Source organism: Vibrio sp. 1401 (assembly GCF_033340295.1).
Map to the genome: position 1 here is coordinate 97387 of NZ_JAWOWF010000001.1, position 20863 is coordinate 118249.

Annotated in this window: 18 protein-coding genes; 7 read left to right on the top strand and 11 right to left on the bottom strand. The window is 46.4% G+C overall.

The features are described 5' to 3' along the window. Nucleotides 1–3: 3 nt before the first annotated feature. From R7Z77_RS00455 to R7Z77_RS00465, 3 genes are all read right to left on the bottom strand, one after another. Nucleotides 4–555 carry a YtfJ family protein gene (locus R7Z77_RS00455; protein WP_064354494.1) on the bottom strand — a complete coding sequence of 184 codons (552 nt, stop codon included), beginning with the start codon at nt 553–555 and terminating at the stop codon, nt 4–6. A gap of 79 nt (nt 556–634) precedes the next feature. After that, entirely contained in the window at nt 635–1354 is a 720-nt protein-coding gene (locus R7Z77_RS00460) for a carbonic anhydrase (RefSeq protein WP_213967478.1), read from the bottom strand. Nucleotides 1355–1432: 78 nt separating this feature from the next. Further along, the gene (locus R7Z77_RS00465; RefSeq protein ID WP_213895819.1) at nt 1433–2776 is read right to left on the bottom strand and encodes an OmpP1/FadL family transporter; all 1344 of its coding nucleotides are present in this window, start codon (nt 2774–2776) and stop codon (nt 1433–1435) included. A 771-nt stretch (nt 2777–3547) separates the two neighbouring features. Here R7Z77_RS00465 and R7Z77_RS00470 point away from each other — a divergent pair. From R7Z77_RS00470 to R7Z77_RS00480, 3 genes are read left to right on the top strand one after another with little or no spacing between them, the layout of a single operon-like run. Next, the gene (locus R7Z77_RS00470) at nt 3548–4723 is read left to right on the top strand and encodes an efflux RND transporter periplasmic adaptor subunit (protein WP_109884591.1); all 1176 of its coding nucleotides are present in this window, start codon (nt 3548–3550) and stop codon (nt 4721–4723) included. A 1-nt stretch (nt 4724) separates the two neighbouring features. After that, complete coding sequence (locus tag R7Z77_RS00475; protein WP_213967477.1) at nt 4725–6689, top strand: MacB family efflux pump subunit; 1965 nt, start codon at nt 4725–4727, stop codon at nt 6687–6689. A 14-nt stretch (nt 6690–6703) separates the two neighbouring features. After that, on the top strand, nt 6704–8080 hold the full coding sequence (locus R7Z77_RS00480; RefSeq protein ID WP_213967476.1) for an efflux transporter outer membrane subunit: 1377 nt from the start codon (nt 6704–6706) through the stop codon (nt 8078–8080). Nucleotides 8081–8176: 96 nt separating this feature from the next. On the opposite strand, the gene R7Z77_RS00485 is transcribed toward R7Z77_RS00480, so the two are convergent. Beyond that, nucleotides 8177–8719: a carboxymuconolactone decarboxylase family protein gene (locus R7Z77_RS00485; protein WP_005374097.1), complete on the bottom strand. Its 543-nt coding sequence runs from the start codon at nt 8717–8719 to the stop codon at nt 8177–8179. Between the two features lie 111 nt (nt 8720–8830). Here R7Z77_RS00485 and R7Z77_RS00490 point away from each other — a divergent pair, with 111 nt between their 5' ends. Next, nucleotides 8831–9430, top strand: a complete 600-nt coding sequence (locus tag R7Z77_RS00490; protein WP_005374096.1) for a TetR/AcrR family transcriptional regulator — start codon at nt 8831–8833, stop codon at nt 9428–9430. Between the two features lie 155 nt (nt 9431–9585). On the opposite strand, the gene R7Z77_RS00495 is transcribed toward R7Z77_RS00490, so the two are convergent. Then, complete coding sequence (locus R7Z77_RS00495) at nt 9586–10842, bottom strand: SGNH/GDSL hydrolase family protein (protein ID WP_318136577.1); 1257 nt, start codon at nt 10840–10842, stop codon at nt 9586–9588. A 466-nt stretch (nt 10843–11308) separates the two neighbouring features. Here R7Z77_RS00495 and R7Z77_RS00500 point away from each other — a divergent pair, with 466 nt between their 5' ends. Both R7Z77_RS00500 and R7Z77_RS00505 read left to right on the top strand, forming a co-directional pair. After that, a complete protein-coding gene (locus tag R7Z77_RS00500) occupies nt 11309–13339 on the top strand; it encodes a S8 family serine peptidase (RefSeq protein ID WP_213967475.1) in 2031 nt (676 codons plus the stop codon). A 9-nt stretch (nt 13340–13348) separates the two neighbouring features. Continuing rightward, nucleotides 13349–13711: an ATPase gene (locus tag R7Z77_RS00505; RefSeq protein ID WP_213967474.1), complete on the top strand. Its 363-nt coding sequence runs from the start codon at nt 13349–13351 to the stop codon at nt 13709–13711. Nucleotides 13712–13902: 191 nt separating this feature from the next. On the opposite strand, the gene R7Z77_RS00510 is transcribed toward R7Z77_RS00505, so the two are convergent. From R7Z77_RS00510 to R7Z77_RS00520, 3 genes are read right to left on the bottom strand one after another with little or no spacing between them, the layout of a single operon-like run. Continuing rightward, complete coding sequence (locus tag R7Z77_RS00510) at nt 13903–15159, bottom strand: PTS ascorbate transporter subunit IIC (protein WP_005384349.1); 1257 nt, start codon at nt 15157–15159, stop codon at nt 13903–13905. 9 nt (nt 15160–15168) lie between these two features. Beyond that, a complete protein-coding gene (locus R7Z77_RS00515; protein ID WP_005374080.1) occupies nt 15169–15456 on the bottom strand; it encodes a PTS sugar transporter subunit IIB in 288 nt (95 codons plus the stop codon). A gap of 59 nt (nt 15457–15515) precedes the next feature. Beyond that, a complete protein-coding gene (locus R7Z77_RS00520; protein ID WP_005384357.1) occupies nt 15516–15959 on the bottom strand; it encodes a PTS sugar transporter subunit IIA in 444 nt (147 codons plus the stop codon). Nucleotides 15960–16194: 235 nt separating this feature from the next. Here R7Z77_RS00520 and R7Z77_RS00525 point away from each other — a divergent pair, with 235 nt between their 5' ends. After that, on the top strand, nt 16195–17223 hold the full coding sequence (locus R7Z77_RS00525) for a LacI family DNA-binding transcriptional regulator (protein WP_005442357.1): 1029 nt from the start codon (nt 16195–16197) through the stop codon (nt 17221–17223). 85 nt (nt 17224–17308) lie between these two features. Here the strand turns inward: R7Z77_RS00525 and phnX are convergent, their stop codons facing one another. From phnX to phnW, 3 genes are all read right to left on the bottom strand, one after another. Then, nucleotides 17309–18124 carry a phosphonoacetaldehyde hydrolase gene (gene phnX / locus R7Z77_RS00530; protein ID WP_213967473.1) on the bottom strand — a complete coding sequence of 272 codons (816 nt, stop codon included), beginning with the start codon at nt 18122–18124 and terminating at the stop codon, nt 17309–17311. Nucleotides 18125–18204: 80 nt separating this feature from the next. After that, the gene (locus R7Z77_RS00535) at nt 18205–19584 is read right to left on the bottom strand and encodes an aspartate aminotransferase family protein (RefSeq protein ID WP_213895815.1); all 1380 of its coding nucleotides are present in this window, start codon (nt 19582–19584) and stop codon (nt 18205–18207) included. Between the two features lie 26 nt (nt 19585–19610). Then, the gene (phnW, locus tag R7Z77_RS00540; RefSeq protein ID WP_045457715.1) at nt 19611–20714 is read right to left on the bottom strand and encodes a 2-aminoethylphosphonate--pyruvate transaminase; all 1104 of its coding nucleotides are present in this window, start codon (nt 20712–20714) and stop codon (nt 19611–19613) included. Nucleotides 20715–20863 lie beyond the last annotated feature (149 nt).

The following is a 20863-nucleotide window of genomic DNA, read 5'->3' on the forward strand; positions in this document are numbered from 1 at the left end:
GGTTTAGATATTCTGTTTAATCAGTTCGATGACGTGTGTGACTTCGTCTTGAGTTAAAGCCCCTTCTTTCACGAATAAAATTTCACCTTGTTTATTTTGTACGATAATCGCAGAACTTTCTTGCTGCAGATCCCAAGTTGTTGCTAATACGCCATTCTTGTCTAACACCATGGAAGACCAAGAGAATGTCTTTTTGCTGTCCTCTGCCGACGATTTTACAAATGTACCGGTTCCCCATATGGCGTCTTCTTGGTTGATCACGGTTGTGGTCTGATACTGATCTTCAGGAAAGTGAGCGGCAGTGATTGCTGACATCAGCGGCGCGTTCATCTCTTTGGCTTTACTACGACCTGCAATGGCTTGTATCACATGGACTTTGCCTAACATATGCTGAGTTGCCCAAGGTTGATAAGCCACATCGTTTCCTTGCAGCGTCATTTCGCCATAGGTATCAATGCTGACGGAAGGGGGGGTTTGACCGACAGAAAGGTTATGAGAGAAGGCGAATGTCGGGGCGAGTGCGAGTAAGAGTGACAGAACAGATGGAGTTTTCATTGGGGGTTCCTGTAACGAAGTGAGGTTAGAGCGAATCAAAATAAGGGGCAAATACGATGCCCCAGATCGGATGTGGCGTTTAGTTAGAAAGTACAACGCGCGCATTTAGCGGTTGCAACGGACGATTGTTTTGTCCCATGACTTCCATCAGTTTCGCGGCTTGATCTTTGGATAAGGTTTGAGTGTCTTTAAGCACAAACCAGCGCACACCTTCTGAACATGGTGGTGTGGTTAAAGAGCCGTTAAATCGATAGTAGTTTGCAGTTTTTGGCAGTAAGTCGTTAATCTCAAACGTATCTTTAAAGAAAGTGGTTTGATTCTCTTGTGGGATTGCGTTGATCAGTTTAGACAGTGCTGCGTTTTGACCGCCAGCATCAAACATCACCGAAGTTACCGCCAACTCGCCGTCTGCGTTGGCGTGTACAAAGTGCGCTTCAAGTGGATATTGGCGGCCTTTGATTTGGTTTTCTGAAGGTGTGTGGAAATGGAACTGTTGCAGCTCGAACGTCTCGCCATCGATGGTGAAGCTGTTACGTCCGTTCACTTGCGCTTGCAGCGTATGACCATTGTTGGTTAAACCAATGACCTGACCAGTGTACGAAAGGTTCAGTGCTTCCAGTTTTGCATCGGCTGGGTTGTCGATGTTGATTGGGCTTTGGTTTTTCGTGGTTGCGCAGTCTTTGGCGATTTCTCCCCAGTGCTCTGGCCCGTGTTTGTCATTGCCATAGCCCCATTCTGAAGCCTGAGCCGCGCCTAGAGTGAGAAGTGAGAGTGAAAAAGCAAGTAGTGTTTTGTTCATAATAATGTCTCTGTTCGGTCGCTTTGATAAGCGTTGTTACAAGGCAATGACCTAGAGGTTTGATCACTGCCTGACAAATTAGAAACGGTGGCTGAGTTGGGCACCAATTAGGAACGCATTTGAATGGGTCACGCCCGTTACCATCGGTGCAGGAACACCTTCATACGCGTACTCTTCTACGTTGACATCTTCACCAATCAAGTACGTCATACCGATGTCAACCGTGGTATCTGATGACCATTGGTAAGAGGCACCCGCAGATAACCAGTGACGGTTCGAATCTGGAATAGAAAGCGAAGTCAGCTCATCGACAGGTGTTTTGTCGAACATGTAACCCGTACGAAGTGTCCAACGTTCATTGGCGTACCAAGTCCCACCGATGGAGTAGTGTGCGGAGTCTTGCCACTGAAAATCTTTTAGCAACTGATCATCAGCTTTCAAGCTGTCAAATGCTGACCAACCAATCCACTGCACAGAATAGTGCAGGGCAAATTTAGGTAAGACGCGGTGATAACCGGAAAACTCCGCAATATCCGGTAGCGGCATAGCAAGTGAGTCGTACGATTCGCCAGCAAAGTGGATGTCACCCTTGGCATCGATGTTAGGGCTGTGCTTGTAGCTTAAACCTAAGCGATGACGTTCGTTAAACTCGTACATCATGCCAATATTCGCACCAAGCCCAATGCCGCCTGCTTCCACATCAAGTGCGTTGCCTTTTACGGATCCACAGCGTTGTTCTAGTTCGTTTCCAAGTATGTTCCCACCAACGCAAACACCCACGTCCATATCGCGGTACAGCTCACCAGAGCCGTAAATCACATCAATACCACCACCGATACTAAAACGATCGTTCACCTTGTATGCCAAGCTTGCGCCAAGGTTGACACTCGCTACGCTGGTGACACCGCCAAAAACAGGTGCGCCATAGTTTGGTTTAAACTCCATGTCGGTTCCGAAGTTGGAATATGCCGATAAGCCTAGATACCAGTCGTCGTTGATAGGGTGAATAAAGTAAAAATTGGGTACAACGGCTGGTTGACCAACGCCATCGACGTCATCAATGTCGGTCACGGTTTGAGAGAAGGACGGGGTAATGTCAACTTGAGGGGATGGAGGGAAGCCGCCCATACCAACATTGACATCTGCATTAATGTTAGCTCGATGATATTGCGCATTTTTAACGGTAACGTCAGGTTTGACGTAAGTGACACCGAACGATAAGGCATTTTGTTTAAACAGCGTCATCGCTGCGGCGTTGCGGCTGACTACAGACGCATTATCACCAATAACAGCATCACCAGCAAAAGCACGACCAAGACCCGTCGCCGAATGTTCGTTAATTTGAAAACCACCGGCATACGCCGTCGAGGAGGCTAAACCGATTAATAAATAAATCGGTGAAAGAGTGAATTGTCGCTGCATGTTTTTTCTCATGAATTAATTAGAGGTTGTATTGCAACGAAAAGCAGTAAAATAAACAAATCTGACCAGTATATTTAGGAGTAAAACTAACAGTATGTTGACAATAAATAAATTTAACTTAATAAATATTTATTGATAAATTTATTAATGGTTCATGTCGTGAATGTGGTGATTATTTTACGTGTAAATTAAACTCAGAGCCCATATTTTTATTTTTGCGGTATTACTTCTCTATTTTTATTGTGCTGACTGTTCCCTAACAAACAGAGGCAAATCCAGCGATAAAGTGTCCGTGATGGAAACTCTGAGTCATTTGTATTTCCATTGCATCCCAACGTTGGTAGTTCGAATCAGCAAGAGAACTATCGTTTTAAACCCACATGACACACTCCTCTCGGTCTTACCTGTGTTATGTGGGTATTTTTTATTTAACTTGCCACTTAACTCCTCTTGAAATTCAATCATCAAAATGACCATAATGAAATTTAAATGGATGGCATATTGAATAAGCTTAGATTTTACTGGTTTGTTGGTATTTAAAAGTTTTGTTTATAATACTTATAACTTGAATTTCTATATTAAAAATGATCTTTGTTATATTTATTGAATGATAAAGTTTTGAAGTGACTATAATATCTCGGATTTTTCACGTTAGTGAAGTTATTCCTTCAGTATCTTGACGTTAATTTACCTATCTTTACGTCTCGTACCCTGTACGGCTAAGACAAATAGCAGTATAAAATCAAAACGATTATTTACTTCACTCCTGCTATGAAACTCAATAAAAAATGGCTCGTTTTGTGTGGCCTACTTGCTATTGGTGCTGGTGGTTATCATTATCTGCAACGTCCAGAACCCATTTTTTCTTACGCGACAGAAGTCGTTCGCAAAGGCAATATCGAAAAGGCGGTATTAGCCAACGGCATGTTGCAAGCGTCCAAATTGGTGAATGTAGGTGCGCAAGTATCTGGGCAAATTCAACGCCTCGCTGTGAACTTAGGGGATGAGATCAAACAGGGGGACTTGATTGCACAGATTGACAGCCTGACTCAGCAAAACAGCCTCAAAGAAGCCCAAGCGTCTCTTAATAGTCTCAACGCTCAGTACCAGGCTAAGCAAGCGCAGATTAAACAAGCAAACTATGAATACGTGCGCCAAAAAGGCATGTTGGCAGCGAAAGCGAGCTCACGAGCTGATTACGAGAATGCCGAAGCGACGCTCGCCATCTACAAAGCCGAGTTAGCGCAACTGGATGCCGAAATCGAGAAAGCCAAAATCAACGTCGACAATGCGCAGTTAGATCTCGGTTACACCACCATCAACGCACCGATGGATGGCACGGTGGTCTACACCGCGGTGGAAGAAGGACAAACCGTAAACGCCAATCAAACCACGCCAACTATTATCGAGTTAGCTAAGTTAGATACGATGACGGTGAAAGCCGAAATCTCGGAAGCCGATGTGATTTTTGTTCACCCAGGCCAAACGGCGCTGTTCACCATTTTAGGCAAACCGAATCAGCAGTTTAAAGGCACATTGCGCGCCATTGAGCCGGGGCCAACCATCATGGATGGCGATGACAGCGATTTGAGCATTTCAGATAGCGACGCCATTTACTACAACGCTGTATTTGATGTGAAGAACCCGCAAGGTATTTTGCGTATTGGCATGACTGCGCAAGTTTCGATTGTCCTTGAGCAATCGGAAAATACCTTGATTGTCCCTTCACAAGTGCTGCAAAAATCTGGCGGCAAAGGCAACTATACCGTGCCAGTGCTTGAACAGGGCCAAGTGGTGCAAAAGCCCGTGACAGTGGGTATCAACAACAAAGTGAACGCAGAAATTCTCTCAGGTTTGAAGGAGGGCGACCAAGTTGTTCTTGGCAATGCTATGGATGGAGAATCATCAAGCCGAGGTGATCGTCGTCGACCTCCAATGAGGTTCTAAGATGAGTGACGTGCTTTTAAAAGTTGAGGATTTAACTCGACGTTTTGTCTCTGGCGACGAGTCGCTTACTGTGTTGAACCACATTAATTTAGAGATAAAACGCGGTGACATGGTCGCGATCGTGGGTGCATCGGGCTCAGGTAAATCGACGCTGATGAATGTGCTCGGCTGCTTGGATAAACCGTCCAGCGGTCGATACTTCATTAATGGGCAAGATGTCTCGACGTTGGAATCCGACCAACTGGCGGAACTGCGCCGCGAGTATTTTGGCTTTATATTCCAGCGTTACCATCTGCTGGGGGACTTAACCGCGGTGGCAAACGTGGAAGTACCTGCGGTTTACGCGGGAGTTCCTCATCGTCAAAGAACGGAGCGAGCGCAGTCACTATTGGCTCGCTTGGGGCTGGAAGATCGTTTGACTCACAAGCCCAGCCAACTGAGTGGTGGCCAGCAACAGCGCGTGAGTGTTGCTCGTGCACTGATGAACGGTGGTGAGGTGATTCTCGCCGATGAGCCCACTGGCGCATTAGACAGTCACAGTGGGCAAGAGATGATGGCACTGCTTACAGAGTTGCATCAACTTGGGCATACGATCATCTTAGTGACTCATGATATGAACGTGGCGAACTTTGCGGATCGCATCATTGAAATCAAAGATGGTGAAATCATTGCAGATACGCCAAATGCACAAGTTGTAATCAATGAGCAAGCAGTACAGACACCGAGCGCGTCTTTTCATCGCCCAGCGCAAGTCGCCAGTAAGTGGTGGAAGTGGGACAGTTTTATTGACGCGCTCAAAATGGCGCTGCTGGCGATGTCTAGCCACAGAATGCGCACGTTTTTGACCATGCTCGGCATCATTATTGGTATAGCTTCGGTGGTTTCCGTGGTGGCACTAGGTAATGGTTCACAACAGCAAATTTTGTCGAATATTTCATCCATGGGAACAAACACCATTGATGTCAGGCCGGGCAAAGGGTTTGGTGACCGCCGATCCGGACGAGTGAAAACGCTAACCGCCAACGATGCTAAATCGTTGGAGAGTCTACCTTTTGTCGACAGTGTCACGCCGTCTTTATCCAACAGCTTAACCGTGCGTTACGCCAATCAGGATGCAACCGCGTCTGTGGAAGGGGTTGGGGAAGATTATTTCCGTGTGCGCGGTTATGAGATCGCCAAAGGTCAGTTTTGGGATGAAGAGAGCGTGAACTCACTCGCCCAAGAAGCAGTGATTGATGACAACACCAGAAAGGAAATGTTTGCGGATAGAAATCCGATTGGTGAAGTGATTTTTCTTGGTTCATTGCCAGTGCGTATTGTGGGTGTCACGCAGAAAAAAGAAGACGCGTTTGGCAACAGCGACGCGCTGAAAATTTGGGTGCCATACACCACCATGTCGGGACGAATGATGGGACAACGTTACCTCAACGGCATTACTGTACGGATTGATGAGAACGCCCCAAGCGCAGCGGTAGAACAGAGCATCATCAACTTGTTAAAAATGCGTCACGGTACAGAAGATTTCTTCACGATTAACACTGACACCATTCGTCAGAGCATCGAGAAAACCACCGCCACCATGACGTTACTGATCTCAGCGATTGCGGTGATCTCCCTAATTGTCGGCGGAATTGGCGTAATGAACATCATGTTGGTGTCGGTGACAGAGCGCACGAAAGAGATCGGTGTGCGAATGGCAGTGGGGGCGCGGCAAGCGGATATTTTGCGTCAGTTTTTGATTGAAGCGGTACTAGTGTGTTTGTGTGGTGGTATTGCTGGTATTGGGTTGGCGTTTTTGATTGGTTTTTCATTCAGTACATCTGGCAGCAGCTTCCAAATGATTTACTCAATGAACTCGATCATCTGGGCGTTTATTTGCTCAACGTTGATTGGCATCGCTTTCGGCTTTTTACCCGCTCGCAATGCCGCCAAACTCGACCCGATAGAAGCGCTAGCGAGAGACTAAAAATGAGTAACACAATGAAATTCAAGACTCGATTGGTCGCGGCTGCCTTAAGCGCAGTGTGGTTGTCAGGTTGTGGTTCGCTTATGCGTAGCGACTATCAAGCTCCTGAGGTGCAAGTGCCTGCAAATTGGCAACAGATGCATGTTGCGGGTGATGTCAGTATGGATCCTTGGTGGTTGGCGTTTAACGACCCAACTCTTAATCAATACATTACTCAGGTGTTGGCTCAAAATAACGATTTGACGCTGGCAACGCTAACGCTAAAGAAAGCGCGTTTACAGCTGGGTTTAGCGCAAGATGACCTTTTCCCTACGTTGAGTTCTTCCACATCAGGACAAGTTCAAAAATCTCTTGATAGCGGGGAATCGGCAGATAGTTACAGCACTAACTTATCCGTCAATTACGAGTTGGATTTATGGGGAAAAATCTCGGCAGACGTTGACCAAGCCAAGTGGTCGGCGATGGCAAGTCAACAAGATCGCGAGGCGACCGCACAAAGTTTGGTAGCAACGACGGCATCGCTATATTGGCAAATCGGCTATCTGCAACAGCACTTAAACCTCAGCCAGCGTAATGTGGTAGACGCAGCTCAAACGCTACAATTGATTGAAAAACAGTACCAACTTGGCGCTGTGGATCAGTTAGATGTGCTTGAAGCCAAACGTACGTTGGCAAGCTTACAAGCGCAGCAAAGTGAGTTTGAACAGAGTTTACTTGAGGCAAACAACGCCTTTGCGATTTTGTTCAATCAACCGCCGAAGAGCATCAGTGCAAACATCCAAATGCTGCCTGAAGGCGATATGCCATCGTTGAGTGTTGGTGCTCCGTCTGATTTATTGATCCGCAGACCCGACATTAAAGCCGCGATTTATGACGTCAAAGCCGCGCTAGCAAATAAAGACGCAGCAGATTTGGACTACTTGCCTAAGCTGACGCTCACTGGGGCTTTGGGTGGATCGTCACAAGCGCTCAAAGACCTGCTTTCCAACCCGATCGGCAGTTTAGGTGCAGATATGACGTTGCCGTTTTTGCAGTGGAATGAGATGAAAAATAGCCAAGCCATTGCCGATTTAGACTATCAATCGGCTATTGTAAGTTATCGCCAAGTGTTGTACGCCGCATTCCAAGATGTCGAAAATGCCTTGTCGGCACGCGAGAAATTGAAGTATCAGGCGGCGCGTTTACAAGAACAATATGATGCCGCAAGTGCCGCTGAGTCCATATATGCCGCGCGGTATCAGTATGGCTCGACATCGATCATGGACTATTTGAATGCTCAAGAAGACACCAGAAACGCACAAGCTTCTTTGTTGGAGAACCGCTACAACCAGTTTCTCACTCAGGTTACGCTTTACCAGTCTTTAGGAGGAGCCGACGTTGCGCCGTTGTAATTAGGTGTCAGCTCACACTAGCGAAGCGCCATGCAACAAAGCCTTTTTTGAAGGTATTACTGGTCCCATGAATGGGACCAGTAATAAAAGCTTAAGTTACTTGGCGAACTTCTTGAAAGGTGCATCAACCGGGGTGTCTGCTAGGTGATTGGTGTAGTTACTCATCACTTTTTGCGCTAGACCAAGAACAATTTCAAGCAGTTGCTGCTGTCCGTAACCTGCCGCAAAGAATTTCTCTATCTGAGACTCTTCCACTACACCACGTTGACGCACCATTTGAAGCGTTGTTTCTCGTAGTGTTTCAAGTTTTTCGTCTGCCAATGGTGTTTGGTTGACGAGAGCATCGACAATCTCCTGATCCACTTTCATTGACGCCGCGATCGCACTATGAGCAGGAACGCAGTAGTGACAACCATGTTCAACGTTGATGGTTTGCCATACGACGGTCAATTCTTCTGCGTTAAATGATGTTTGTTGAAAGAGCTCATGCACAACTTGATAACCCTCAAGCAAGGTTGGCGCTTCAGCCATAACAGCATGAAGATTTGGTAGCATGCCAAACGCTTTGACTGAATTTTCAATCAGATGCTTTGATCCTTCGGGTGCGTTTTCTGCGGTATACAGTTTAAATTCTGCCATGTTTAAATCTCCTGTAGTTGGATATGAGCGAATTAGGCAAGAACAGGATAGTTGATTTTGAGCGGTCGCTCAATATAAAATTGAGCATATGTTCAAAATTGATAATTGCTCATGGCGAATACAAAGAAATTCCAACGTGATGAAGTGGTGAAAGCCGCCTCGGATCTATTCTGGAAGAAAGGTTTTCATGCAACATCTACACGTGATTTACAAGATAGCGTTAATCTGCGTCCTGGAAGTATTTATGCGACGTTTGGGTCAAAAGAGGGGCTATATTGTGAAGCGCTAAAAATGTACGTTGCGAACTTACAAGCCCTGTTTGAGTTGCATTTAGCTCAGAACACAACGGTTCTAGATGCAATAGAAGCTTTCGCGATTGATGTGGTTATCAATCAGCGAGACTCCAATCCCAGTGAAGTGTGCATGTTAGTCAAATCAGCAAGTGAATTTGCTGAGGATTTTAATGCGCTGCGCAATCAAACAAACAGCTTAGCAAACCAATTTGAATCTTTTCTTGCAAAGCTGTTTGAGCGAGCAATCGAGAATGGCGAAATTGAAGCTCAGGATACATTGCTTCTTGCTCAGTTGTTCCAGGTTCAGTTTACGGGTATACGAGCCTACTCATACCGTAGTGATGATGTAACCTTAAAGACGTTGATCTCTATTATGGTGGACAGCTTCCGCGGTAACGTACCAAAAACAGAAAGCTGAATGAGGCTGCTCAAAGTCAACGTCTCTAAATCAACGGCTTGAACTAAGCGAGCTCAAATAAACCCGTTATCGGGGGTCGATATCGATAAAAAATGACCACGAAGCATCGTGGTCATTTTTATGCAGATTAACTTGCAATGAACAACAACGGCTTATTAAAAGCGAAACTCTTCTAAGTTATTGCTGCTTTCTAACATTTTTTCAGCCACATAACGATGCGTTGCTGTGGTTGGGTGAGTCACATCCCAGAACACGAACTTATCTGCGCCAGATGCTGCACATTCAGAACGTAATGAGTGAGTGTACATGTAGTCAACAGAGGATGAACGGTTGATGTCTAAGCAAGGGTCGCTTGCATTTACGAAACCGTGTTCTTCTGGTGCCGAGGTTAACTTCTCAAACAGTGCGTGTGTATCAAACAATGCGATGTTGTAGCCTTGGGCTTTGTAGTACATCGCTTGTGCTTTGATGAACTCGTTCATTTTCAATACTTTCGCACGAATCGTTTCAATTTCTTCCTGTGTTGAGTATTTGAACTGTGGTGCTTTGGTTGCATCAGGCAGTGTCATCAACATGAAGTTCTTAGCGCCAGCGTCTGTTAAACGAATCAGAGCTTCAGCGTAATCCGCTTTTACTTCCGGCACGCTACGGTTGTAGTTCATGAAATCATTTAAACCAAACTCTAACGTAAACAATGTGTTAGCAGGGTTGTAGTTCTTCGTCAGCTTTGTGTAGGTTAAGTAAGAAGAAACTTGTTCGCCGACACCAGTTAGCGCGATGTATTGGTTTTCACCTGCTGCGCCACCAACTGCCCAGTTGTATAGCGGTAAGTTTTTGGCTTTAGCAACGTATTCCGTCCAAACAAAACCGTTTGAGAAGTGACCCAAGAACCAGCTATTCGGGTTAGGAAAGCGCCATTGGGACGCGTTAAAGATGTTGCCTGTATCAGACAAGCTATCGCCTAAAGCCACTACTTTGTTTATCTGATCTGGTTGCATTGCAGCATCATTGCTCCAGATCGTGTGGTTATAAGAATAACGATTGTCAGCAGCAAAAAATGTAATGTCTGCGTTCTCGTTCGCTAGATCTAGTGTTTCTTCACAACGCTGACGAATTACGTTTTGTGAGGTATTGGTGTAGAACATGTTTTTAAATGAAACAGAGCTCCACCAATAGCCATCGATAGTGAAGTCACTACCATCTTGGTTTTTTGCCCATTTCCAATCGGTAGCCGCATCGTCCTTAGAGTGGCTCGTACGATACCAGCATCGAACGTACGTATAAGTTTGATTTTCTTGCGCGCTAACCACTTCAGCCGCAGAAACCATTGCTGGTGATAAAGTTGGCTCCTCTGCAATGGCGGAGGCAAGCGGAAGTAATGCAGTTAATAGTGTGATTGTTTTTTTCATCATTCACTCTTCTTGTAATGGTTATTGTTCCGAATGCGTGAATACGCTCGGCTATAACAGTATTTAGATGAGAATTTTTCTCACTAAACCTTCTAATTCTGAGTAAATGCTCAAGACAGTCAACAACTAAATATTCAATATTTCAGTTTTGGCACCACGGTCAAAAAATCCATTCAGCATAGCAATCGATTAAATGGGTGATATTTAGAATAATTACTCACTAACATTAATTTAACATTCACTTTTTGTTAATTAAGTAATTGCTTTATAAGGTTTTGTCGGTGATTTTTGATGTTAACTTAAAGTGTTTATTGAATGATCTTTTGTACAAATTTGTATATTCATGAAACAAATTGTTTGGCATTTTTGCTCTGTAAACTATAGCTGAAGTTCTCATGTAAACATCATGATGATGACTTTTCATGAGAATATAGTGAATAAAAATTAGCTCAAATAAGGAATAGGGCAAATGCACTACACAACAAGTAAAAAACAAGGCTTATTTTCGTTGTCTGCCGTAGCAATAGCACTGACCACTTCGATGTCAGCGTTTGCGGCTCCACCAATGGGATTTGATGAATCTAAGTTACCGACGAAGTACATCGTCAAATTCAAAGAAGATGCAGTCAGCCGTTCTTCAATGGGGGGTAACTCATTCTGGGGGCCACGAATCGCGCAGGAGTCTGTTCTAGAACAGGTGAAGGCACGTAAGGTGGAAAAACTGGGCAATCGCGCCATTTACAGCGTTGAATTGGATGGCGATGACTTAGAGCCGCTTCGCAACCGTAGTGATGTGGAATACGTGGAAGTCGATCCACCTCGCTATTTGCTCAGCGAAACGACCCCATGGGGATATGAAGCGGTTAATGCTCAACTGCTAGCCGACTTCAATGCGGGTAATCGCACTGTATGTATTATCGATTCAGGGTACGACATTTCGCACAACGACCTAAGCGGTAACCGCGTTGCTGGTACTAACGATAGTGGTACGGGATCATGGAGTGATCCGGGTAACAACAATGCCCACGGTACTCACGTCGCGGGTACGATTGCTGCGATTGCCAACACCGAAGGTGTAAAGGGTGTGATGCCAAACCAGAATGTGAATTTGCACATCGTGAAAGTATTTAACGAATCGGGTTGGGGTTACTCATCTGGGCTTGTTAAAGCAATCCAAACCTGTGCCGATAATGGTGCTAACGTTGTGAACATGAGCCTTGGTGGTAGTCAATCAAGCCGAACTGAGCAAAATGCACTGCAAAATATTTACGATCAAGGCATTCTATTGATCGCCGCAGCGGGTAATGATGGCAATACAGCGCACAGCTATCCAGCTTCTTATGACTCAGTGATGTCTGTTGCGGCTGTTGATAATCAAAATGATCATGCAGCGTTCTCACAATCTACTAATCAAGTTGAGATCTCAGGCCCGGGTGTGGCGATCTTATCAACGGTTACGGTAGGTGAAGGTAAACTTTCTGATATTACCTTGAATGGTGTCAGTCAGTTTGATCGTGGGATTGTTCCTCACAATCGTTTGATCAATAACGGTTCTTCGTATGTTCCGGATCCAATCGCTGGTTCAGTAACGGCAACGCTAGATAGCTGTGATGTATCTGGCGGTAACGTCAACTGTGGTGATATGTCGGGCAAAATTTGTTTGACTGAGCGTATTGGTAACCAGTCTTCAGGAAACTACCCTGAAGTGGATGCGGTTCAGGCTTGTTACAATGCGGGTGCGCGAGCTGCAATCGTATACAGCAACTCTGAACTACCTGGTTTACAAAACCCATTCTTGGTAGACACAAACAACGCTTATCGTATGGTTTCGGTAACGGTTGATCGTGCATTTGGTCAAGAGCTGTTGGGGTATGTTGGTCAGGAAATTACTGTTGCAACAACCTCTGGTGAAGATTACGAGTACTACAATGGTACATCAATGGCGACACCGCACGTAACGGGCGTAGCTGGCTTGGTGTGGAGTTACCACCCAACCTGTACAGCAGCGCAAGTACGTAATGCCCTAGTGAAAACTGCAACAGATATTGATGTTGCTGGTCGAGACAACCGTACTGGCCACGGCCTAGTTAATGCTGAAGCGGCTAAGCTGTTCTTGGACGCTGGCTGTAATGGACCTGATGGTGGTAGCTCTTCGGACTCTAGCTTCTCAAATACCAGCCCTGTTGCGATTCCAGATAATAAATCTTCTGGCGCAATCAGTGCAGTAGAAGTCGAACGCTCTGGTGATTCAGGCACAGTAAGTATTGACGTTGATATTAGCCACACTTACATCGGTGATCTACGAGTGACTTTAACGTCACCGACTGGTGGAGAAGTTGTACTTCACAATAATACCGGCGGCAGCGCTAACGATATAAAAAACACGTTCCAAGCGGATTTTTCTGGTTTTGAATCGCAAGGTACATGGGAACTAAAAGCGGTGGACAGTGCCAGAAGAGACACAGGCACCATCAACAGTTGGACTCTGACCTTTCAATAAGGAGTGGCTATGAAGAAGTTGACCTTACTTTCTTTGTCTGCGGTAGGCGCTACCGCACTATTGGCAATCGGACTGAGCTCAAGCAGCTTGGCAAACAATCAAGGATTTCCTCTCGTGGATGAACGCCAAGATCAAGCCGAGCAGCAACCTGCACGTTACTTTGTTAAGTATCATGAAGGGAAAGAGAGCGAAGTGAGAGCGCTTCTTCGTCAGCACAACATTGAAGTGGTCGACGCTCTGGTGAAACAACACGTCTTGGTTGTCGTGGGTGGACAGGCGGAAGTCGATAAACTCGCGGAACATGATGCGGTCGAATACACCGAGCAAGAGCCGACAAGAAAGCTGCTATCTAACGGAACTACGCTTCAATAAGCCAAACTTCCTTGAGATAGTGCCAAAAAGAAAAACGCCCCTCACGTAAGGGGCGTTTGTTTTCTTTCATGCTCCGGTTCTTCTAAAGTCAGTCGCTTGCTATGACTAGAGACTCTTTAGGATTGATGCCGATGAGCCTATTCCCGCATCAATCAAGTCAGTTATCAGCTAGTCATATTCAGACTAACTACTTAACGAACAATCAGACCCAGTAGGATACCAACGGCGCCGAAGTCTGCGTCACTAAAGGTCGTGTTAGCAAAGCCTAGGTCACCCAGTACTGGCATTAGGAATACTGGTAGGAAGGTAATCAGTAGACCTTGTGCAAAAGCACCCAAGATTGCACCGCGACGACCACCTGTAGCGTTACCAAATACACCTGCCGCTGCACCTACAAAGAAGTGTGGAACGACACCAGGGATAATCACAGTAAGCCCCATCACGTAAAGTAGGAACATACCCAAAAGACCCGCCGCAAAGCTCGATAGGAAGCCAACCAATACTGCGTTTGGTGCGTATGGGAATACAACCGGACAATCAAGCGCAGGTTTCGCGTTTGGTACTAGTTTGTCTGAGATGCCTTTAAACGCCGGAACGATTTCTGCGATAACCATACGTACACCTTGAAGGATAACGTACACACCACCGGCGAATGTGATGGATTGCATCAGCGCGAACATGAACCAGTGCTTACCACCGCTAACTTCGCGTACAAAGTCACCGCCAGCAAAGATACACGTCACCATAAAGATGATGCCCATGGTGAACGAGATTGCTACAGGCGTATCACGTAGGAACAACAAGCTCTTAGGTACGTTCATCTCTTCAGTAGAGTGTTCTTTGTTACCGAACTTGCTGCCAATAAAGCCCGCTAGTACGTAAGAAAGGGTAGAGAAGTGACCAATCGCAACGTCGTCAGAACCTGTTACTTGCTTCATGTACTTGTGAGCAATCGCAGGGAAGAACACCATCACAGAGCCCACAACCAGAGAGCCAAGCGCGATCAGTGGAACACCTTTCATGCCGCTAGAAGCAAGGATCGCCGCTACCATCATCGACATAAATAGCGTGTGGTGACCTGTTAGGAAGATGAATTTCCATGGCGTGAAGCGAGCGATCAAGATGTTCACTAACATACCGAAGAACATGATCATCGCCATCTCTTTACCAAACGCTTCTTGCGCGATAGAGACGATAGCTTCGTTGTTTGGAACCACGCCAGTGATGCCGAACGCGTGTTGGAAAATCGTCGCAAAGTCACCCAGAGAAGTTACAACCAGACCCGCACCCGCGCCAAGCACGATGAAACCAAGAATGGTTTTTACCGTGCCTTTAATGCACTCGGTGACCGGTTTTTTCTGGGCAATTAAGCCGATTAGGGCGATAAGACCTACCAGAACCGCTGGCTCTGATAGGACATCGTTCATTAAGAAACTGAAAAATTCCATAACGCCACCTTATAGAGCGCCAAGCTCTTGAAGTGCTACAGATAGACGCTCTTTCATTGCCACTTTGTCGACCATGTTATCAAGCGCAACGATGCGTGGTTCAACGCCAAGTGCGTTCAACTGTTCAACGATGTCGTTAGTACCGATGAATATGTCGCAATCCGTACCTTTTGCAGAACCTAGATCGATATGATCCACTTCTGCGTTTACATTCAATTCTTTCACGATGCCTTTGATGCTCATTTCCATCATTAGGCTAGTACCAAGACCGTGACCGCAAACAACCATAATTTTCATAATTCAGACCTTTTCTTTTTATAGGGGTGTATGCCCATTTTTTAAGGGCACATCAGGAGTTAGTATTTTTCGATGATCGCGAGAACATCTTGTGTGTTTTGAGCGGTGCAGATGGCTTCTACATGCTCTTCATTCATAAACAACTCAGCCAGTTTAGAAATCGCATCCACGTGCGAGTTACTGTCTGTCGCGGCTAGCGTAACCAGCATTTTCACTGGGTCGTTACCTTCAGAATCGAAGTTCACGCCGTTTTGAATCACTGTGATGGCAAGAGACAAACGGTTAACGCCATCTTCAGGGCGAGCGTGTGGCATTGCCATACCAGGACCTACCACGTAGTAAGGACCGAGCTCTTCGTGTGAGCGGTAAATAGCGTCCACGTAGCTTGGCTCAATCGCGCCATTTTCAATCAGTGCTTCACAGGATTTACTCACCGCATCTTTCCAGTCAGTAGCATCAGAATGGATGCGAATCACATCAGAGGTAATCAGTTCACGTAGCATTGGATCTTTCCGGTTTGTTGTTTTGTTGATGGGTACTTTATCGATCAATTTGTCAGAAAAACCTGAGAATGATCACAAATGGTAGCGCTATCATAAATTGTGATAGCGCTACCATTTTTATCAGTCATCCGAGTTTCATATGCTTGTGATCGACTTCTAATGCGCTAATATCAAAACCACTAAAACGCTGTGGTAAGATGTCGCGGCAGAAAATAGAGAACACTAAATAAAAACAATGAGCGAACCTCGCAAACGAAGAAGTACTGGCAATGTCACCTTGGCGGACGTCGCTAAAAAAGCCGGCGTAGGCACCATGACGGTGTCGAGAGCATTACGAACGCCCGAGCTAGTATCTGACAAGCTGAGAGAAAAGATTCAACAAGTGGTTGATGAGCTCGGCTATATCCCGAATAAAGCGGCAGGGGCTTTAGCGTCTGCTGAAAGTTACTCCATCGCTCTTATCATTCCTTCCCTGTTTGAAAAAGCGTGCGCGCTTTTCTTACCGAGCTTTCAACAAGCGTTGAACAAAGCGGGTTATCAGTTGCTGCTTGGCTACAGTGATTACTCGGTAGAGCAAGAAGAGAAACTGCTTTCGACATTTCTTGAGAGCCGCCCAGCGGGAGTGGTGTTGTTTGGTAATGAACACAGCCAGCGAACCAATCAGCTTTTGGAAGCCTCGAACACGCCAGTATTGGAAATTGCAGAGTTAAGTTCGAAAGCCAGTTATCTCAATATCGGCGTTGACCATTTTGAGGTGGGTAAAGCCTGTACCAAGCATGTGATTGAACAAGGCTTCAAGAACGTGGGCTTCATTGGTGCGCGTGGCGATCACTCCACTTTGCAACGTAAGCTACACGGCTGGCAAAGCGCGATGATTGAGAACTATCTTGCGCCGGATCATTTCTTAACCACGCACGAAGCACCATCTTCACAATTGGGTGCGGAAGGGTTGGCAAAGCTATTGCTGCGCGATTCAAGTTTGAATGCTTTGGTATGTAGCCATGAAGAGATTGCGATTGGCGCGTTGTTTGAGTGTCACCGCCGAGTGCTGAAAGTCCCGACCGACATTGCGATTATCTGTTTGGAAGGTTCTTCCATGGGTGAGCACGCCTATCCAAGTTTGACCTGTGCGGAATTCGACTACGAACGCATGGGGACGAAAGCTGCAGACAAGTTACTGCAAGCCATTAAAGGTGAGCCTGTAGAGCACGCAACGGACATGGGCTTTAAGCTAAAACGCCGAGCGAGTACTGCGATCAACTAATTTGATTTGGTTAGAAACAAAACGCGATACAAAAAACCTCTCAATGCCGAGAGGTTTTTTTATGCGTGAGAATAGTGACTATCGGCTAAGGACGCTCACCTGCTGCTAGGCGACGTTCGATATCTGCAACCACTTCTGGGAAGTCAGCAATGGTGTCGATGAGGTAATGCGGCGAGCTCTTTAGCAATTTTGCACGCGCTTTTTCACGAGCGGCATTAAGTGTTGCTTCGTCCGCGGCTTGGTATTCTTCAAACGTTAGACCTGCTTCGTTACCAGAAAGTAATAGACCAACGGTCCACATACCAGCGTTATGACCTTCATCGATGCCCGGTGCGGCGTCATCCACTTTGATGCACGTATTAACGTCCGTTACATTCAGCTCAATCACGTTTTTCAGTGCCATAAATGGTGCTGGGCGACCACCTTGCGGCAGGTCATCCGTTGCTACTACGTAATCCGGTTTGTAGCCGTAATCCGCTGCCACTGGAATCAGTACGTCCATCACTTCGCGAGGGTAACCAGAACAAGAACCGATCTTGATGCCTTTGTCTTTCAGACCGTTCACAACTTCAATCGCATTAAGGATTGGGTCTGCATGGTCAGCCACTTTTGCTTTTTGTAGAGGCATGAATGCTGCGTAGATAGCGTCGATGTCTTCGCTGGTCATTGAGCGACCAAACTTCTCATTCCAACGCTTATCAACCGCAGGGATGCGACCCACCGCTTGGATGTGATCCCACTTACCAAGCCCCATTGGTTCGCGCGCTTCTTCAAGGTCGATTTCGAAATCAAATCCTTGCTTGAACGCTTCCACAAAGATGCTGGTTGGCGCGAAAGAGCCGAAATCGACGATAGTGCCAGCCCAGTCAAAGATCACTGCTTGAATTGGTGAGTTGCTCATGTTCAATCCTTTTTCTTGCTTGCCAGAGCGCTTGCCTACACGTTGGAACTGCGCTCAGGATAAATTGGTTTTTGTTGAGGTTAGAAGTAGTTAAAGTCTTTGCATACTTTGGCGATGGCTTCTTCGAATATCGCCAACGCTTCTGTCAGTTGTTCGCGAGTAATGATCAGCGGTGGGCTGAGTTGAATCACGTTACCTTGCGATACTTTGAAGCTCACGCCGTTGTTGAGGCATTGGTACAGCACAGCTTCCGCTTCGTCATACGCGCGTGCTTTGCTTTCGTGGTCAGTGACCAGTTCAATGCCCCACAACATGCCGATGCCACGCACATCACCAATCACTGGGTATTTGGCTTTCATCTCTAGCAGCTTTTCACGCATGAACTGGCTGTCAGCTTTGGCTTTATCTAGCAAGCCGTCTTGCTCAATGGCTTCCATGGTTGCCAGTGCCGCAGCACAACCGATAGGGCTTTTCTCATGAGTGTAATGACCCATGGAGATTTGCTCGGCGGTGTTGTACTTGTCTTTGGTGACCATGGCTGCGATAGGTACTAAGCCACCACCCAAGCCTTTACCGATGCAGAGCATATCTGGCTCGATGTTGTAGGCTTGGTAGGTAAACCATTCTCCGCTGCGACCCATGCCATTCGGGATGTCGTCGATGATCAACATGACATTGTGTTTGTCACAGATTTCTCGAATGCGTTTCCAGTAGGCTTTACTCGGCACTTGAACATCCGTGTTGCGAACCGCTTCTGCGATAAATGCGCCCACGCCGCCTTCTTTCTCAATCACGTATTCGAGGTAATCGGCGTAATGCACGTCGCTGCCGTCCTCTACTGGGAAAGCACCACGGTAAGATACGGCTGGTGGGATGCGTTCAACACCTGCCATTAATGGTCCCATGCCTTGGCGGAAACACGCTTCGCCACCCACTGAGATGGCATCCAACGATGCACCGTGGAAGGAGTCCCACAACGACACCACCTTGTAGTTGCCCGTGATGTGGCGCGCTAGTTTAAGTGCCATGCCAACCGCAGATGTGCCACCTGGAGCAAACAGCACACGATTCAATTCACCGCCACAGATTTGGGTGAGCTTTTCGGCACATTCAATCGCGGTCTCGTTGGTAAAACGACGTGGTGAAAACGGCAGTTTGGCAATTTGCTCTTGCACGCGTTTCATCACATGCGGGTGACCGTAGCCCAACTGGTGGACGTTATTGCCATGGAAATCCATGTACTTTTTGCCGGTAGCATCTTGGATGTAGATGCCTTCTGCTGCTTCCAAGGTATCTAAGCAAGGCGTTGACATGGCTTGATGAAGAAAGACCTCCGAATCACGCTTCAACAAAGCTTGCGTGCGTTCGTCGTCCATCGATGCATTCCAAGCTTGGCGCGCTGGTGTCGTGTTGACATCACCTTCGCTGCGGAAATGGGTCGGTTTGATATTCTGAGTCATAACGCTCTCTCAATCAGAAGGCTGCTTTAAGCAACTTGCCAGTACATGGCTTTTTCAATCGCACCGATTAAGCGCTCGATATCTGCTGGGTAAACTTCGCCAATGTTGCCGATACGGAAGCAATCTGCGTTCGATACCTTACCCGGATAAATCACAAAACCTTGCTCTTTTAAACGTGTGTAGAACGCTTTGAACTGGTAATCACTGTGCGTCGGAGAGTAGAAAGAAGTGATGATTGGCGAATGAAGGTCATCACTCAGTAGTGGTTCGAACCCCAGAGAACGCATTCCTGCAACCAGTGTTTTCTGGTTAGTTTGGTAACGGTGATGACGAGCCTCAATGCCGCCTTCTTGTTCCAGTTCTAGCAATGCTTGATAGAAAGCGCGAACTGTGTGCGTTGGAGACGTGAAACGCCATTTGCCGTGGTTCACTTCCATACAGTGCCACTGGTCGTAAAGATCAAGGCTCAAAGAACGCGCCTGACCTTGGCACTTTTCTAGCTCAGTTTGTTTCGCAATCACAAAGCCAAAACCCGGTACGCCTTGAATACATTTGTTTGCAGAGCTGATCATAAAATCGATGCCTAGCTCTGCGATATCGATAGGAATGCCACCAAAGCTCGACATGGCATCGAGAATCACGACTTTACCGTGTGCTTTTGCCGCAGAAGCAAATGCCTCAATTGGATTCAGCATGCCAGTGGTTGTCTCACAGTGAACAATCGCCACGTGTGTGATCGCAGGATCCGATGCCAATGCAGTTTCCACCTCGTTCAAGTGTGGCTGTGATGTTTCGCCTGGGGAAACTACATGGCATGGAATATTTAGGTAATCAGCGATCTGAGCGATACGCGCACCGTAAGCACCGTTGTCGACAACCAACAATTTTCCATCTTTGCCAATGGCACTGCCAATCGTTGCTTCGACTGATGCGGTGCCGCTACCTTGCATTAGTACGCTGGTGTAGCCGTCTTGCTCCGTCGCCAGTTTTACAAGCTTAGTGCGGATCACTTCTACAATGTCTTTGTTGTATTCATCATCCCAAGTACACCAGTCTTTTAGCATGGCTTCACGTACTGTTTCAGAAGTAGATAGAGGACCTGGAGTCAGTAGTAGGTATTCGTTTTTCATCTCGATTTCCATCAGAATAGGCTAATTGGTCTACACCAAATTTCAAGTTCACTCTAGCGAGGAAGAAAAGGGCAGTAAATAGGCGAATCTCCAATTTCATAAAACTTTAATATCCAGAAAATGGCGGATCAATTGAACGATTATTCATC

Excerpts from the sequence above, each read along its gene's own strand:
- R7Z77_RS00455 (WP_064354494.1), bottom strand. The coding sequence starts at position 555 with ATGAAAACTCCATCTGTTCTGTCACTCTTACTCGCACTCGCCCCGACA.
- R7Z77_RS00460 (WP_213967478.1), bottom strand. The coding sequence starts at position 1,354 with ATGAACAAAACACTACTTGCTTTTTCACTCTCACTTCTCACTCTAGGC.
- R7Z77_RS00465 (WP_213895819.1), bottom strand. The coding sequence starts at position 2,776 with ATGCAGCGACAATTCACTCTTTCACCGATTTATTTATTAATCGGTTTA.
- R7Z77_RS00470 (WP_109884591.1), top strand. The coding sequence starts at position 3,548 with ATGAAACTCAATAAAAAATGGCTCGTTTTGTGTGGCCTACTTGCTATT.
- R7Z77_RS00475 (WP_213967477.1), top strand. The coding sequence starts at position 4,725 with ATGAGTGACGTGCTTTTAAAAGTTGAGGATTTAACTCGACGTTTTGTC.
- R7Z77_RS00480 (WP_213967476.1), top strand. The coding sequence starts at position 6,704 with ATGAAATTCAAGACTCGATTGGTCGCGGCTGCCTTAAGCGCAGTGTGG.
- R7Z77_RS00485 (WP_005374097.1), bottom strand. The coding sequence starts at position 8,719 with ATGGCAGAATTTAAACTGTATACCGCAGAAAACGCACCCGAAGGATCA.
- R7Z77_RS00490 (WP_005374096.1), top strand. The coding sequence starts at position 8,831 with ATGGCGAATACAAAGAAATTCCAACGTGATGAAGTGGTGAAAGCCGCC.
- R7Z77_RS00495 (WP_318136577.1), bottom strand. The coding sequence starts at position 10,842 with ATGATGAAAAAAACAATCACACTATTAACTGCATTACTTCCGCTTGCC.
- R7Z77_RS00500 (WP_213967475.1), top strand. The coding sequence starts at position 11,309 with ATGCACTACACAACAAGTAAAAAACAAGGCTTATTTTCGTTGTCTGCC.
- R7Z77_RS00505 (WP_213967474.1), top strand. The coding sequence starts at position 13,349 with ATGAAGAAGTTGACCTTACTTTCTTTGTCTGCGGTAGGCGCTACCGCA.
- R7Z77_RS00510 (WP_005384349.1), bottom strand. The coding sequence starts at position 15,159 with ATGGAATTTTTCAGTTTCTTAATGAACGATGTCCTATCAGAGCCAGCG.
- R7Z77_RS00515 (WP_005374080.1), bottom strand. The coding sequence starts at position 15,456 with ATGAAAATTATGGTTGTTTGCGGTCACGGTCTTGGTACTAGCCTAATG.
- R7Z77_RS00520 (WP_005384357.1), bottom strand. The coding sequence starts at position 15,959 with ATGCTACGTGAACTGATTACCTCTGATGTGATTCGCATCCATTCTGAT.
- R7Z77_RS00525 (WP_005442357.1), top strand. The coding sequence starts at position 16,195 with ATGAGCGAACCTCGCAAACGAAGAAGTACTGGCAATGTCACCTTGGCG.
- phnX (WP_213967473.1), bottom strand. The coding sequence starts at position 18,124 with ATGAGCAACTCACCAATTCAAGCAGTGATCTTTGACTGGGCTGGCACT.
- R7Z77_RS00535 (WP_213895815.1), bottom strand. The coding sequence starts at position 19,584 with ATGACTCAGAATATCAAACCGACCCATTTCCGCAGCGAAGGTGATGTC.
- phnW (WP_045457715.1), bottom strand. The coding sequence starts at position 20,714 with ATGAAAAACGAATACCTACTACTGACTCCAGGTCCTCTATCTACTTCT.